General features: G+C 42.7%; 13 protein-coding genes. 4 read left to right on the plus strand and 9 right to left on the minus strand.

The features are described from left to right. The first annotated feature begins 4 nt into the window (after positions 1-4). Together tsaE and KTR06_RS15810 are read left to right on the plus strand one after the other, a co-directional pair. Entirely contained in the window at positions 5-418 is a 414-nt protein-coding gene (gene tsaE / locus KTR06_RS15805; RefSeq protein WP_004307943.1) for a tRNA (adenosine(37)-N6)-threonylcarbamoyltransferase complex ATPase subunit type 1 TsaE, read from the plus strand. Further along, complete coding sequence (locus tag KTR06_RS15810) at positions 415-642, plus strand: immunity 17 family protein (RefSeq protein WP_004307942.1); 228 nt, start codon at positions 415-417, stop codon at positions 640-642. The genes tsaE and KTR06_RS15810 overlap by 4 nt, the downstream gene beginning before the upstream one ends. Positions 643-709: 67 nt before the next feature. On the opposite strand, the gene KTR06_RS15815 is transcribed toward KTR06_RS15810, so the two are convergent. The 6 genes from KTR06_RS15815 to KTR06_RS15840 all read right to left on the minus strand — a co-directional run bounded on the left by KTR06_RS15815 (position 710) and on the right by KTR06_RS15840 (position 6,971). After that, the gene (locus tag KTR06_RS15815; RefSeq protein WP_120067872.1) at positions 710-2,020 is read right to left on the minus strand and encodes a DUF58 domain-containing protein; all 1,311 of its coding nucleotides are present in this window, start codon (positions 2,018-2,020) and stop codon (positions 710-712) included. A gap of 181 nt (positions 2,021-2,201) precedes the next feature. Continuing rightward, entirely contained in the window at positions 2,202-3,176 is a 975-nt protein-coding gene (locus KTR06_RS15820) for a MoxR family ATPase (protein WP_015531362.1), read from the minus strand. Positions 3,177-3,187: 11 nt separating this feature from the next. Beyond that, on the minus strand, positions 3,188-4,459 hold the full coding sequence (locus KTR06_RS15825; protein WP_217290547.1) for a DUF4350 domain-containing protein: 1,272 nt from the start codon (positions 4,457-4,459) through the stop codon (positions 3,188-3,190). Further along, positions 4,456-5,073 carry a DUF4129 domain-containing protein gene (locus KTR06_RS15830; protein WP_008640840.1) on the minus strand — a complete coding sequence of 206 codons (618 nt, stop codon included), beginning with the start codon at positions 5,071-5,073 and terminating at the stop codon, positions 4,456-4,458. The genes KTR06_RS15825 and KTR06_RS15830 overlap by 4 nt, the downstream gene beginning before the upstream one ends. Before the next feature lie 16 nt (positions 5,074-5,089). Next, complete coding sequence (locus KTR06_RS15835) at positions 5,090-6,028, minus strand: hypothetical protein (RefSeq protein ID WP_217290548.1); 939 nt, start codon at positions 6,026-6,028, stop codon at positions 5,090-5,092. Next, a complete protein-coding gene (locus KTR06_RS15840; protein ID WP_217290549.1) occupies positions 6,009-6,971 on the minus strand; it encodes a stage II sporulation protein M in 963 nt (320 codons plus the stop codon). Before KTR06_RS15840 ends, KTR06_RS15835 begins: the two co-directional genes overlap by 20 nt. Before the next feature lie 101 nt (positions 6,972-7,072). Here KTR06_RS15840 and KTR06_RS15845 point away from each other — a divergent pair, with 101 nt between their 5' ends. Next, on the plus strand, positions 7,073-7,798 hold the full coding sequence (locus KTR06_RS15845; protein WP_008025064.1) for an RDD family protein: 726 nt from the start codon (positions 7,073-7,075) through the stop codon (positions 7,796-7,798). 212 nt (positions 7,799-8,010) lie between these two features. Here the strand turns inward: KTR06_RS15845 and KTR06_RS15850 are convergent, their stop codons facing one another. The 3 genes from KTR06_RS15850 to dnaE are packed head-to-tail and all read right to left on the minus strand — an operon-like array spanning position 8,011 to position 12,567. Further along, positions 8,011-8,346 carry a hypothetical protein gene (locus KTR06_RS15850; protein WP_004306577.1) on the minus strand — a complete coding sequence of 112 codons (336 nt, stop codon included), beginning with the start codon at positions 8,344-8,346 and terminating at the stop codon, positions 8,011-8,013. Positions 8,347-8,386: 40 nt separating this feature from the next. Next, positions 8,387-8,701: a thioredoxin gene (gene trxA / locus KTR06_RS15855; RefSeq protein ID WP_004306576.1), complete on the minus strand. Its 315-nt coding sequence runs from the start codon at positions 8,699-8,701 to the stop codon at positions 8,387-8,389. Between the two features lie 59 nt (positions 8,702-8,760). Then, positions 8,761-12,567 (minus strand): DNA polymerase III subunit alpha, encoded by a 3,807-nt coding sequence (dnaE, locus tag KTR06_RS15860; RefSeq protein ID WP_203462468.1) that lies wholly within the window; start codon positions 12,565-12,567, stop codon positions 8,761-8,763. 161 nt (positions 12,568-12,728) lie between these two features. Between dnaE and KTR06_RS15865 the strand changes: the two genes are divergently transcribed. Continuing rightward, positions 12,729-13,415, plus strand: coding sequence for a phosphatidylserine decarboxylase family protein (locus KTR06_RS15865; RefSeq protein WP_004316298.1), 687 nt, complete (start codon positions 12,729-12,731; stop codon positions 13,413-13,415). Positions 13,416-13,421: the final 6 nt, after the last annotated feature.

The raw sequence follows: 13,421 nt of genomic DNA on the forward strand, positions 1-13,421 counted from the left end.
GTATATGGAAATCAAAATTCAATCACTGGAAAGTATCCATGAAGCAGCCCGTGAATTTATCGCTGCTATGGGCGACAACACTGTATTTGCTTTATACGGAAAGATGGGTGCCGGCAAAACGACATTTGTCAAAGCGCTCTGCGAAGAATTGGGCGTAACGGATGTTATCACTTCTCCTACTTTTGCCATTGTCAACGAATACCGTTCGGACGAAACCGGAGAATTAATCTATCACTTCGATTTTTACCGCATCAAGAAACTAAGTGAAGTGTACGACATGGGCTACGAAGACTATTTCTACAGTGGTGCTCTCTGCTTTATCGAATGGCCGGAACTGGTAGAAGAACTACTTCCGGGAAATGCCGTAAAAGTAACGATTGAAGAACTGGAAGACGGAAATAGAGTGATCAGACTATGACCGGACAATATATCGTACAAGGAATCTTTGCGCTGGCAGGAATCGTCTCCCTGCTGGCGTCATTGCTGAACTGGGACTGGTTCTTTACAACGCGCAACGCACAAACCATTGTCCGGAATGTAGGACGCAACCGGGCAAGACTCTTCTATGGGATACTGGGAATTATCATCATTGGAATGGCTATATTCTTCTTTGTGGAAACACGGAAAGCCATCACTCTTTGAGACATTTTTTCAGACAAAAGAACATAAGTACAAAAGACTACAAAAATATGTTCTTTTGTTCTTATGTCTAAAGCAACTGTCGTGACTTCATCTCCAGATACTTATTAATCACATCAATCGAAAGATTCTCCGGTGTAGTTAATAAAGAATAGATGCCATGTTGTTTCAAAGTAGATACAATCAGCCGCTTCTCGTAAGCGAACTTTTCTGCAATCACGTGCCGATAGTAGCTTTCCGTATCTTTTGCCGGTTGGGCGATATATTCCTTCAAATCGACATCTTCAAAAAAGACTACGAGCAAACGGTGCTGGCGGTTTAGTTGTTTCAGGTAAGATAATTGACGGTTCATTCCTCCTATGCTCGAGAAGTTAGTATATAGTACCAGCAGGCTACGCTTACTGACATGTTTGTTCAAATGAACGCAAAGAGCCGAGAAGTCTGTCTCCCCGAAAGTGGTCTGCTGACTATAAAGACTTTCCAGCAATGTCTGCATATATCCCGATTGCTTGGAAGCAGGCACAAAAGTATCGAAGTGTTCATCGAAAGTCACTAATCCGGCTTTATCTTCTTTCTGCATAGCAACATACGAAAGCACCAGCGAAGCATTAATTGCATAATCCAGCAAGGTCATTCCACGGAAAGCTTGCTGCATCACTCTACCTTTATCGATCACATTATAAATCTGCTGTGAGCGTTCGTCCTGATACACATTCACCATAAGTTCATGCCGGCGGGCACTTGCTTTCCAGTTAATCGTACGGTAATCATCCCCCTTTACATACTCTTTAATCTGCTCAAACTCCGTATGATGCCCAACCCGGCGAATACGCTTTATTCCCAATTCAGTCAGATTATCACTTATTGCCAACAATTCATATTGATGCAGCATCAGATATGACGGGTACACTTTGATATCCAAAGGTTCTGCACAAGTATAGCGCCGGGATATAAAGCCGATTTTTCCGGTCACAAAAACTCTAATATGACCGAAAGAGTAAACACCACGATGAGTAGGTCGAAGACGATAGGTAACTGTTTTTCCCTCGTTTGCTCCAAGCTTCACCTGAAAGTCGACATCACGTTTCTGAAAGATAAAAGGGATCTCATCTATGATTTCTAAAGATACAGGATGTGGATAACTACTTTCTACCCGAATACTTACTTCATTTTCGTCGCCATTAGAGAAACGGTCGGCACACTGGCGGAAAGCACGGATTCCACGAATACGATAAAGAGAATATACGTCTGCCAGTACCACCAAAAACAAGACAAAGAGTGCCCACTGCCCGATAACAAAGAACGGGGCAAAAACATATCCGCTACCCAACAACAGGATAACTATGACAAGGGCAATATAGAAACGACGAGTTAGAAACAAATGATTTATGATTTATGATTTATAATTTCTTGGGTTTACGATTTCTTCAACTTACAATTTACGTACAGTTTATAATTTACGATTTATGATTTTTTCGATTTATGTTATGAATAGTGTCAGACATCCAACGCGCAGCCCAAATCATAAATCATAAATCAGAACTCATAAATCATAAATCTTTTCATTTTGGTACTTCCACTTTATCAATTAAGCGTTGTGTCACTTTCACCGGTGAATAGCCTTCCATTTCAGCTTCCGCAGTCAGGATCAGACGGTGCTGAAGTACATAAGGAGCTACAAACTTGATATCTTCCGGTGTCACAAAATCACGTCCCTGCAAAAGAGCATACGCTTTCGACGATTGCAGCATGGCTACAGATGCACGTGGAGAAGCTCCCAAATATACAGCTTTGCTGGTACGGGTCTGCTGTACAATCAATGCGATATATTGAAGTAACGTGCGGTCTACAAATACCTGATTCATAAAAGCACGAAGCGACAGCAGTTCTTCTTTGGTAATAGCGGGAACGATGTCGTCCAACTTCACCAATGCGGCATTGGTATGATGACGTTCCAAGATATTCACTTCCTCTTCCAATGAAGGATAATCCATCGTTATCTTCATCAGAAAACGGTCGAGCTGTGCTTCGGGAAGTTTGTATGTTCCCTCCTGCTCTACCGGATTCTGGGTAGCCAAAATCGTATAAAGATCTCCCATCCGGTGAGTCGTTCCATCAATACTGATCTGGCGCTCTTCCATTACCTCAAACAAGGCAGCCTGTGTCTTGGCAGGAGCACGGTTGATTTCATCGACCAATACAATATCTGCAAAAATCGGTCCCTGATGAAAATCAAAACCATTGGTTTTCATATTAAACACAGTCGTACCTAATACGTCACTCGGCATTAAGTCCGGAGTGAACTGGACACGACTGAAGTCTGCATCAATCAGACGAGCTGTCAAACGTGCCAACAGTGTCTTCGCAACTCCCGGAACACCTTCTATCAATACGTGTCCATTCGCCAAAATCGCTGTCAGTACCAAATCGACTGTCTGCTCCTGCCCTACTATGACGGAAGCAATCCGGTCTTTCAACTCTTGTATCTTCTCGGAAAAGAGAGTTAAATCTACTCGCTGTTCTGTATTCTCTTCCATAAATTTCTTCTTTAGATATGATTGATTATTTCATTCATTTTATCGATATATACCTTCATCTGCTCCGCATCAATAACACGTCCTCCGTAAATCACGGGTCTGACTTCGCGGATAAATTTAGCAATCTCTCCGGCATCCATTCCGGTTTTCCGGGCAATCCGGTGGAAAGAGCGTTCATCGTCGGCCACTTCTTCAATATCCACTTGAATCTCTCTCCGAAGTTCTTCGGCTAAATAGGAAAACTTCTTGCGAACCAAATCCGCGTGGTCTTTCTTCTGAAAGTAAAGCGTGCCTATCAGTTCGGTAAATTCAAGAGATTTATTGGCCGGCTCGTGAATAACAGGGATCACCCGTTGCCGCCTCTTCGCTGTGAATATCATAAAGAGTATGATGGTAATCATCGTCAGATACAAAGCCCAACGAAGCGGTTCATGTGCTAGAAAATAACGGAAAGGTGATTGCTGCACCTGTGCCGTTTCTTTCATGTACCCCTCCGTGCGAACGATGGGAAGCTTCCCCATCTGCGACAACAAACGGAAGATATAGGTTGCATTTTTGCCGTCCAACATTCCGTAATTGGTAAAAATCAAAGGAGTGGAAACTAAAATAACTTCTCCTTTCCCCCACCGACGGGACATTGCTACAGGCATATAAACAAGACTATCCGTTGTCAACGAGTCCGCCTCGGTTTCATACCGGAACTCATTCGACTCAAAAACTCTTTGTGCCAACACCCTTTCCGGAAGTGAATCTCCCCAAAAATAAGAGGAACACAACTGGGGATAAAAATAGAAAGTCTGACGGGGATAAACCGTCGAATCTCCTATCCAATGCAAGCTATCTTTTTTCAAAAATGAAGTTGCATATTTCTTCAAAGCCATCGGACTGAAGTAAGAATAGTAAGACCTGAACTGCAAGGTATCTTCCAAATATCTGCCGAACAAGGTACTCACCAACATGATCTTATCTCCGCGTTCCGCCATTTTCAACAGAGCGTTTACATCGACGTCCGACAATCGCAAATTATCAGAGATAACCAATATACCTCTGCGTTGCGTCGTATCTTCCTGTTCCAATTGATAGAGGCTTTTCCTCGAAAAAGTGTAGCCCTGTGGCAAAGAAGAAGACAATACGCTATCGAATACTGCACATCCGAAAGGTTGCTCGTCATGATGTCCGAAAGTGGGCTTCCACACAAAATTCTTCGGCAAATGATATTCTATTGCAAACATGATGAATAGAAAAGCGACAATAAAGACAATGAACCAGCGACTTCCTTTCATGCGACGCCTCCTTTCTCTATTTCTTCCTGCAAGACCTGCATTGTCCGGAAGAGTTCTTCCGTCGCCTCAAAGTTGCCATAACGTACCCGCAGGAAATGATTGGTCAGTTGCCTGAAAGCCGGTAGCCGGACTTCATTGATATACTGGGTAGGCGTTTTATAAAGTTGCCAGTCAATACGTTCAGCGTCACTAAGTTGTTTCAAAGTTTGCAGATAGAGCAAACGTACTGCTTCCCGGTAATTCTGACGGGAAAGCGCTTCCGCAATCCCTCCCGGAAAATCTACTCCGTAAATGGTGTCTTCTTCAACTGTATAAGGCAACACATTTTTATGCGAGACCATAAACAATTCCGGGCGTTTCCGATAGACAAACCAAACAATCAGCAACAAAAGAAGAATGGCAATACATACCAGAATAAGCCCTGAATACTCTTCAGCAAAATGACTGCCGAATATTTTGCGCAACAACTCCCCAAACTGCCGACTGATCCACTCAAAGACATTCATCTCCGGAGTAATCAGTTCACGGTTATAGTTGTATGCCGGATCAGACTGCCAGAGGGCAATCTGCGCCGTATCACAAACTAGTGTATCAGCCGGGGAAGTGAGATTCATCTAGTAGAGGTTTGGTTTAGAGTTTATCAAAATTGTCAATATCACTTTCTACCGTTATGCTGTCCACCACTTCCGATGCATGACCATACTGATAAACCAGACCGACGATACCGAATATAGCCGATAAGTAAGAACCATACAACATCAGGATAGAGAACAAATATTGCGCAAAGTTCAGTCCGACTGATGAAGAGGTTGCACCTCCGTCACTCATCGTAAAGATCATTTTTACAATATAGATCACATACCAGGGTATAGAAACGATTCCTTGTAACACACTGGCAATAATCCCCATCACAATTAAAATTAGAAAGACGCCTCCCCAGGTAGCAAATCCCAACCGGAATGTTTTTGCAAATGCCTCACCCAACGAAATGTCTTCAAATAAGTAGATGGGAGCCATTAATGCCAAAGGAACCATAAAGGCGAATAAAAGCGGGATGGTCAGAATGAGTGTGAAAGGTGTCAATACAGCCAATAAGACAATAAAGACCACCGCAAAGATGAATAAAAAGCTGCAGGCGATCCCCATCAAAAACAGTCTTTTAATATTACGGAGCAACAACGATTTTATATCGCCGAATACAACCCCGTTCAGGCGTTCTTCCCGTTCATTATACAATCGTACCATCGCATAAATCAAGGAAGTCATCAACAAAGCTCCCAAACATGAAAAAAAGATAACTCCTGCATAATTCAGTGCAAATGAAGGTCCCAGAGCAGCTAAAGGATTATCACTTATTCCTCCGGAGGCCTGCATAGCAGTAATATCTGTCATACTTCCCATTAAACCACTAAAGTTTGCGGCTTGAATTAAGCATATAGGGAGTATCAGATAAGTTGAATACTTAAACAATTGTTTCCAATTCTCTTTTATAAAATCAAAAGAAGCGTTCAACTTCTCACCGAAAGGACGTTTCACGTACATCGCAATCTTAGGTTTCTGTGATTCCATGTTTTTTTCTATTTGGTAAATAAATATAGTAGAATATAATAAATGCCAGAGAAGTGAATATCACGCCAAGCCTCAACACATCGGGAAGCTCTGTGTGCCGGGTAAGAAAACCTTCTATAAAGCCTGCCATAATGAACACCGGAACAGTGCCGATCACTATTTTCAAGCCTCGCTTCGCTCCTCTCCTAAAAGATTCCAGTCGGGAATAAGTGCCGGGAAACAGCCAGCCGTTGCCCAAAGCCAATCCGGCGGCACCGGCCACGATAATCGCCCAGATTTCAAGCGTTCCGTGCAACCAGATGGCAAGACTGGATTCCCACAACAAATCGTGTTGATAAAAGAATGTTTGAAAAGCTCCTACCATGATACCATTGGAGAGAAGCATATACCCTGTTCCAAAGCTGGTCAGCAATCCCATTGCAAAGCAGTTGAAAGAGACCATCACGTTATTAAGTGTAATGCCCAAGAACATCGGTACTTCGGAAGAACCATTATATACGGCCATCGGCTCACCATTGGCAATATTGTCGAGTGTCATATCCACATAACCGTTTCCCAATATCAGCCGGACAAAATCCGGGTCATTCGCTGCTGATAATACGCCGATTAATGCGCTGGCAACAAAAATCAAAAAGGAGGTCAGTAATTCGCGCCGTGCACCGTGCATGGTTCGTGGCACTTCCTGTGTCCAGAAGGTAATAATCCGTGTCCACTTCTCGCGTTTATTGCGGTAGATTTCGTTGTGCAACGCTGAAGCCAGATTATTCAGATAAATAGTAATACGGGAAGTTGGGAAATGTGTTTGGGCAAATGCCAGGTCAGCTGTCAAGTCCGTATACGCATCGGCTAGTTGGTCGGGGGACAGACTTGCCGCCCGCTCCACAACTTTCTCTGTCTCCTTCCATTTTTCAATGTTCCGACGAATAAACGTTACTTCTTTCATGCTTTTCAATAGATTTCGGATAAGTTTTGTCCGAAACCGGAAGCAAAAATAAGAGAATTATGATATATTTGCAACGGAATCCTAAAAATGTTTAACCTGAAATGGCAGAATCTACGATAATAACCGGACAATTCGTTCGTATCAGCCAAACGCCCGCCAGTATCGGCGAACGACTGATGGCTTTAATCATCGATTATTTTCTGATCGGGCTTTACATCTTGTCCACTATTACGCTCTTGTCTAAATTAAGTTTACCGTCAGGATTCAGTTTGTTCTTTTTTCTGTGCGTCGTTTATTTACCGATTCTCGGTTATTCTTTTCTTTGCGAGATGTTCAATCACGGACAGAGCTTTGGCAAAAAACTCATCAATATCCGTGTCGTAAAAGTAGACGGTTCTACTCCAAGCATCGGCTCTTATCTGTTACGATGGCTTCTTTTCCCAATTGATGGTCCCATCACAAGTGGCCTTGGACTTCTGGTCGTTTTATTGAATAAGAACAACCAACGATTAGGGGATCTAGCTGCCGGCACTATGGTAATTAAAGAGAAAAACTATCGTAAGATACATGTCAGCCTGGATGAATTCGACTATCTGACCCAAAATTATCATCCGGTATATCCCCAGTCGGCTGATTTATCTCTCGAACAAGTGAATGTAATTACCCGGACTTTGGAATCCAGCGAAAAAGACCGGGCAAGACGTATCACGGCACTTGCCAAAAAAGTACAGGAATTACTTTCCGTTACTCCCCGTGAGGGTAATCAAGAGAAATTTCTTCAGACGATACTTCGCGATTATCAGTATTATGCATTGGAAGAAATATAACCAGAATACGCTGTTTCAGACTATTCAGGCAAGGGATTATTCTCACTGTAGTGAGAATTAATTCTCATAGCAATGAGTATTTTTTCTCATTATAGTGAGAACTTTTTCTCATAGCATAAAACTGTTTGAGAAAAATCCCGCAAAAAAAAAGGGGTATACTCACAGAGCACACCCCTTATCTTAATTTTATCTGCAATGAGACCGGACGTCGTTTAGTCCACCTGTCCCAGAGAGTTTCCGTATTCCATTTCTCCCTGAACCACAAAGAGGACTTCTTCAGGATCGTATTCCCCTATTTCATCCTTTTTGGCTTCTTTTACAATGTAAGCCACAACCTCTTCCAAATCGATGTTGACATAGCCGTCTTCATCGGGTTGAGCGTCGAGAATGCCACTTTCAGAGTAATACTCGTCGATTAAATCGAGAAAATAATACAATTCATCGTCCGAGAACTTCTCTTTCAGTTCTTGAGGCAGATAGTTTTTGATAAACTCGATGGTCTTTTCGTCATCGGCATCTGCTAATAAAAAATCGTCTTCCAGTCCCATTTTTTTTAAGTATTAAGTGATAAGTATTAAGTATTATCGACTATAAAAGCTTCTTCACCTTTTCTGCGAATACCGGTTTGCCAACTGCACCTACCTGTTTGTCTACTATTTCACCGTTTTTGAAAAACAATACAGTAGGAATATTACGGATACCATATTCAGCAGCCATATCACCATTTTCGTCTACATCGCACTTACCGATGATTACTTGTCCTTCAAACTCCGCAGCCAATTCTTCAATGATAGGAGCCACCATCTTGCATGGGCCACACCAAGGAGCCCAAAAATCTACAACAACCGGTTTTCCTTCTGCAAGAACCTCTTTATAGTTGCTGTCTGTAATTTCTAAAGCCATTTTTTTAAGTATTAATTATTAAACGTTATTTCGTTAGCTTATTCTCGCCACAAATATAATCAATTTATATGAAATCCCAGTTCGGGACGTTCCTTTAAATATGTTATTAAATCCCGCCCCACTGAAAGCTTGATCGGACGGGAAATCAAATCAATTGACATGTGACTTACATCGGCATCATCCGTCACTTTAAAATACAGTTCCGTATTTCCCGGATGTTCCTTAGTCAAAGTGGCAAGTTCAGTAACCAAAGCCGAGTTCAAGACTGACAGAGGAATGATAATCGTGATCTTCTGCACCAGTTCTTCTTTCACATCGGGAAGAAGCTCCATAGAGGTGATTTTCACTTCCAATTCATCCTGCCGCCATTGTTTGGCTTGGCAACGAGCCTTAATATATAAGAAAGTTCCTTCGTTGAGGTATCCCTGATAAGTCACCCAGTCATTTCCCCAAAATGGGATTTCGGTAGAACCGGAATAATCTTCAATCTTGGCGATACCATACGGATTTCCATTCTTGCTGACCCCGCGACGAACACTAGTCACGATTCCTCCCATCGTTATTTCACGACCAACAAGTGCAGCTTTATCTTCCAAATCTGCCATACGGGTATTGCAGACGTGTTCCAACACGATAGAGAATTCATCCAACGGATGAGCGGAAAGATAAATACCTACCAAATCACGTTCGCGGTTCAAGCGATCGAGATCACTCCAACGTTCTACACCTTGAGGAATTTCAGGAGTTGCAACATCAATAACGTTTTCACCACCGAACAAAGAGTTGAAAGCAGCTGCCTTATCTGCCTGATAGCGGTTACCATAGCGCATCAATGTTTCCAGAAATACTTCACCCTTAGAATTTACAGCAAAGTATTGCTCCCGCTTCAGTTCAGGGAAACTATCAAACCCTCCGGCTAATGCCAGACACTCCATATTCTTCTTGTTGCAGGCATTCAGATTGACACGTTGCACAAAGTCGAATATACCGAGGAAAGGACCATTCTTACTACGTTCCTCCATAATGCTATGGACAGCAGCTTCACCCACACCTTTGACAGCCCCTAGTCCAAAACGGATATTACCATCATGATTTACTGTAAACTTCAAGTTACTTTCGTTTACATCCGGTCCCAGCGTCTGAATACCCATTGCCTTACATTCGTCCATCAGTTTCGTAATATCGGTAATGTTCGACAAGCTTCGGCTCATCACAGCAGCCATATATTCAGGAGGATAATTAGCTTTTAGATAGGCGGTTTGGTAAGCTACCCACGAATAACAAGTAGCATGTGATTTATTGAAAGCGTATGACGCAAACTTTTCCCAGTCGGTCCAGATTTTTTCAAGAACTTTCGGGTCATGCCCATTCTTACGCCCACCTTCAATAAATTTAGGTTTCATGTGGTCCAGCTTGTCACGCAGCTTCTTACCCATCGCTTTACGGAGTGCATCAGACTCACCGCGGGTAAAGTCCGCCAATAAGCGCGACAGAAGCATCACCTGTTCCTGATAAACCGTAATACCATACGTATCCTTCAAGTATTTCTCCATTACCGGAATATCATACTCAATCGGCTTACGCCCATGTTTACGGTCGATAAAATCAGGTATATAATCCATCGGCCCCGGACGATAAAGGGCATTCATGGCAATCAAATCTTCGAATGTAGAAGGCTGCAATTCGCGCAGGTACTTCTGCATGCCGGCAGATTCAAACTGGAATGTACCAATCGTCCGTCCGTCACTATATAATTTATAAGTAGCCGGATCGCAGATGTCTATCGCATCGACATCTACTTCAACATTACGGCTTAAACGGATATTTTCAACGGCCTCTTTGATAATAGACAAAGTTTTCAGACCAAGGAAGTCCATCTTAATCAATCCGGTATCTTCAATCACCGAACCTTCATACTGGGTAACAAGCATTTTTTCGCCCGTTTCCTTATCATCAGCAGTGCTGACAGGTACCCAGTCGGTGATATCGTCACGACAGATAATCGTACCACAAGCATGTACACCTGTACCACGTACGTTACCTTCGAGCATCTTAGCGTACTTGATCGTATCCCGTACCAACGGATCGGATGATGCTTCCGCAGCTTGTAGTTCGGGAACATATTCAATCGCATTCCGCAAGTTCAGTTTCTTATCAGGAATCTTATCCGGCACTAATTTAGCCAATCGGTCAGACTCCGATAGAGGCAGCTTTTGCACACGGGCAACATCCTTGATAGCTAACTTGGTAGCCATTGTACCATAAGTGATGATATGAGCTACTTTTTCCTGACCATATTTATTCGTTACCCAACGAAGTACCTCTCCACGACCGTCATCATCAAAGTCCACATCGATATCGGGCAAGGAGATACGGTCCGGATTCAAGAAACGCTCAAACAGCAAATCGTACTGGATAGGGTCGATTTTCGTAATTCCCAGACAATAGGCCACCGCCGAACCGGCAGCTGAACCACGTCCCGGACCGACCGACACACCCAATTCCTTACGTGCCGCATTGATAAAGTCCTGTACAATCAAGAAGTATCCTGGGAAACCCATCGTTTTCATGATATACAGTTCGAAGTTCATTCGCTCTTTGACTTCTTCCGACAGAGGTTCACCATAAATTCTCTTAGCTCCGTCAAAAGCTAGTTTCGCCAAGTAATCTCCTTCAAGTTTAATACGATAGAGTTTATCATAGCCACCCAAGCGTTTGATTTTCGCTTTCGCATCCTCTTCACTCAATACCACATTACCGTGCTCATCTTGAGTAAACTCATCAAACAGGTCTTTTTCCGTAAACTTCGCCCGATAGCCTTCTTCCGTCCCAAAATCTTCGGGAATAGCAAAAGTAGGCATGATAGGTGCATGGTCGATGGAGTAATATTCTACCTTGTCAAGAATCTCCAGCGTATTGCTCAACGCTTCGGGAACGTCGGCAAAGAGTTCGTTCATCTCTTCGCGTGTCTTCATCCATTCCTGTTTGGTATAAAGCATACGGCTAGGATCATCCAAATCCTTACCGGTACTCAAACAGATCAAACGGTCGTGCGCTTCCGCATTCTCTTCATCTACAAAGTGAACATCATTCGTACAAATCAGTTTGACATTGAACTTCTTAGCATATTCAATCAGATATTTGTTCACATTTACCTGCAACGGATAACATTCGTGATTGGCACGGGGAACAGTCGCTTTATGGCGCTGCATCTCCAGGTAATAATCATCCCTGAACAGGTTCTTATACCATTGTATGGCTTCTTCAGCTTCTGCAAATTGCCCGGCAGTAATCCGTTTCGGCACTTCACCACCAAGACAGGCCGAACAGACAATAAGTCCTTCGTGATATTTTTCCAGTTCGCTACGGTCAGTACGCGGGCGCATATAATATCCGCGTGTCCATGCGTGCGATACTAATTTAATAAGATTATGATAACCTTTTTCATTCTTAGCCAATACAATCAAGTGATAACCACTTTGGTCGGGCTTACCTTCTTTTAAGTCCATAGTGCGGCGCGCAACATACATTTCACAACCGATGACAGGTTTGAAAAGCTTGTTTTCCGCTTCCACTATCTTAGCTTTGCAGGCAGCAATCTCCGCTTCTTTATCTGCGCACTCTATTGTGCCAGCCTCAATTCCTGCAATTCGCTTCTTCAGGTCTTTGACTTCACCTTTCGGACCGCTGTTCTTTTTATTAACGTAGTTCGTAAATTCCTTAATACCGAACATATTTCCATGATCGGTCACGGCAATACCCTTCATCCCATTTTGCATGGCTTTATCGACCAGACGAGCTACACTAGCCTGACCATCCAACAGAGAATATTGAGTATGGACATGTAAATGAACGAAATCCTGCATAATGATAAGTAGTTAATTTGAAGGCATAAAATTACTACCTCTTGGGTTATAAACAAAAATAATCCTCAAAAAGTTATCAACATTCGCATTTCTATGCTCATTTACTTGCTGATTTTTTAAATTAAGTATATTTTTGCAGACAATATCATTAAACAGCATTCATGGGCCGACTAAAGAAATTGAAGAAAATACGTATTCACCGCGAAGGAACACATATATTATGGGCAAGCTTTTTGCTATTGCTATTGATTAATGCAGCTCTTTATTGGGGAATCGATTGCAAAATACCTTTTTATGTGGTAGCAGTAGCGAGTATAGCAGTCTATCTGCTGATGGTGAATTTCTTTCGATGTCCGATCCGTCTCTTCGGGCAGGACACTGAAAAGATTGTCGTAGCACCCGCCGATGGAAAAATCGTCGTCATCGAAGAAGTGGATGAAAACGAATATTTCCATGACCGCCGCTTAATGGTATCTATTTTTATGAGCATCGTGAATGTACATGCCAACTGGTATCCGGTAGATGGTACTATTAAAAAGGTAGCACATCATAATGGCAATTTTATGAAAGCATGGCTGCCGAAAGCCAGCACAGAAAACGAACGTTCTACGGTAGTGATCGAAACTCCGGAAGGAGTGGAAATACTCACCCGGCAAATCGCCGGAGCAGTGGCACGCCGTATTGTCACCTACGCTGAAGTAGGAGAAGAATGTTATATTGACGAACACATGGGATTTATCAAATTCGGTTCCCGCGTGGATGTGTATTTACCCATTGGCACGGAGATTTGTGTCAAAATGGGACAATTAACGACCGGTAACCAAACGGTTATCGCCAAACTTAAATAATTCTGT

The sequence above is a fragment of the Bacteroides sp. MSK.20.12 genome, from assembly GCF_019052435.1.
GTDB lineage: Bacteria > Bacteroidota > Bacteroidia > Bacteroidales > Bacteroidaceae > Bacteroides > Bacteroides xylanisolvens.

What these genes read in the sequence shown, in the direction of transcription:
- tsaE (WP_004307943.1), top strand. Translation starts at nt 5, where the DNA reads ATGGAAATCAAAATTCAATCACTGGAAAGTATCCATGAAGCAGCCCGT.
- KTR06_RS15810 (WP_004307942.1), top strand. Translation starts at nt 415, where the DNA reads ATGACCGGACAATATATCGTACAAGGAATCTTTGCGCTGGCAGGAATC.
- KTR06_RS15820 (WP_015531362.1), bottom strand. Translation starts at nt 3,176, where the DNA reads ATGGAAGAGAATACAGAACAGCGAGTAGATTTAACTCTCTTTTCCGAG.
- KTR06_RS15825 (WP_217290547.1), bottom strand. Translation starts at nt 4,459, where the DNA reads ATGAAAGGAAGTCGCTGGTTCATTGTCTTTATTGTCGCTTTTCTATTC.
- KTR06_RS15830 (WP_008640840.1), bottom strand. Translation starts at nt 5,073, where the DNA reads ATGAATCTCACTTCCCCGGCTGATACACTAGTTTGTGATACGGCGCAG.
- KTR06_RS15835 (WP_217290548.1), bottom strand. Translation starts at nt 6,028, where the DNA reads ATGGAATCACAGAAACCTAAGATTGCGATGTACGTGAAACGTCCTTTC.
- KTR06_RS15840 (WP_217290549.1), bottom strand. Translation starts at nt 6,971, where the DNA reads ATGAAAGAAGTAACGTTTATTCGTCGGAACATTGAAAAATGGAAGGAG.
- KTR06_RS15845 (WP_008025064.1), top strand. Translation starts at nt 7,073, where the DNA reads ATGGCAGAATCTACGATAATAACCGGACAATTCGTTCGTATCAGCCAA.
- KTR06_RS15850 (WP_004306577.1), bottom strand. Translation starts at nt 8,346, where the DNA reads ATGGGACTGGAAGACGATTTTTTATTAGCAGATGCCGATGACGAAAAG.
- trxA (WP_004306576.1), bottom strand. Translation starts at nt 8,701, where the DNA reads ATGGCTTTAGAAATTACAGACAGCAACTATAAAGAGGTTCTTGCAGAA.
- dnaE (WP_203462468.1), bottom strand. Translation starts at nt 12,567, where the DNA reads ATGCAGGATTTCGTTCATTTACATGTCCATACTCAATATTCTCTGTTG.
- KTR06_RS15865 (WP_004316298.1), top strand. Translation starts at nt 12,729, where the DNA reads ATGGGCCGACTAAAGAAATTGAAGAAAATACGTATTCACCGCGAAGGA.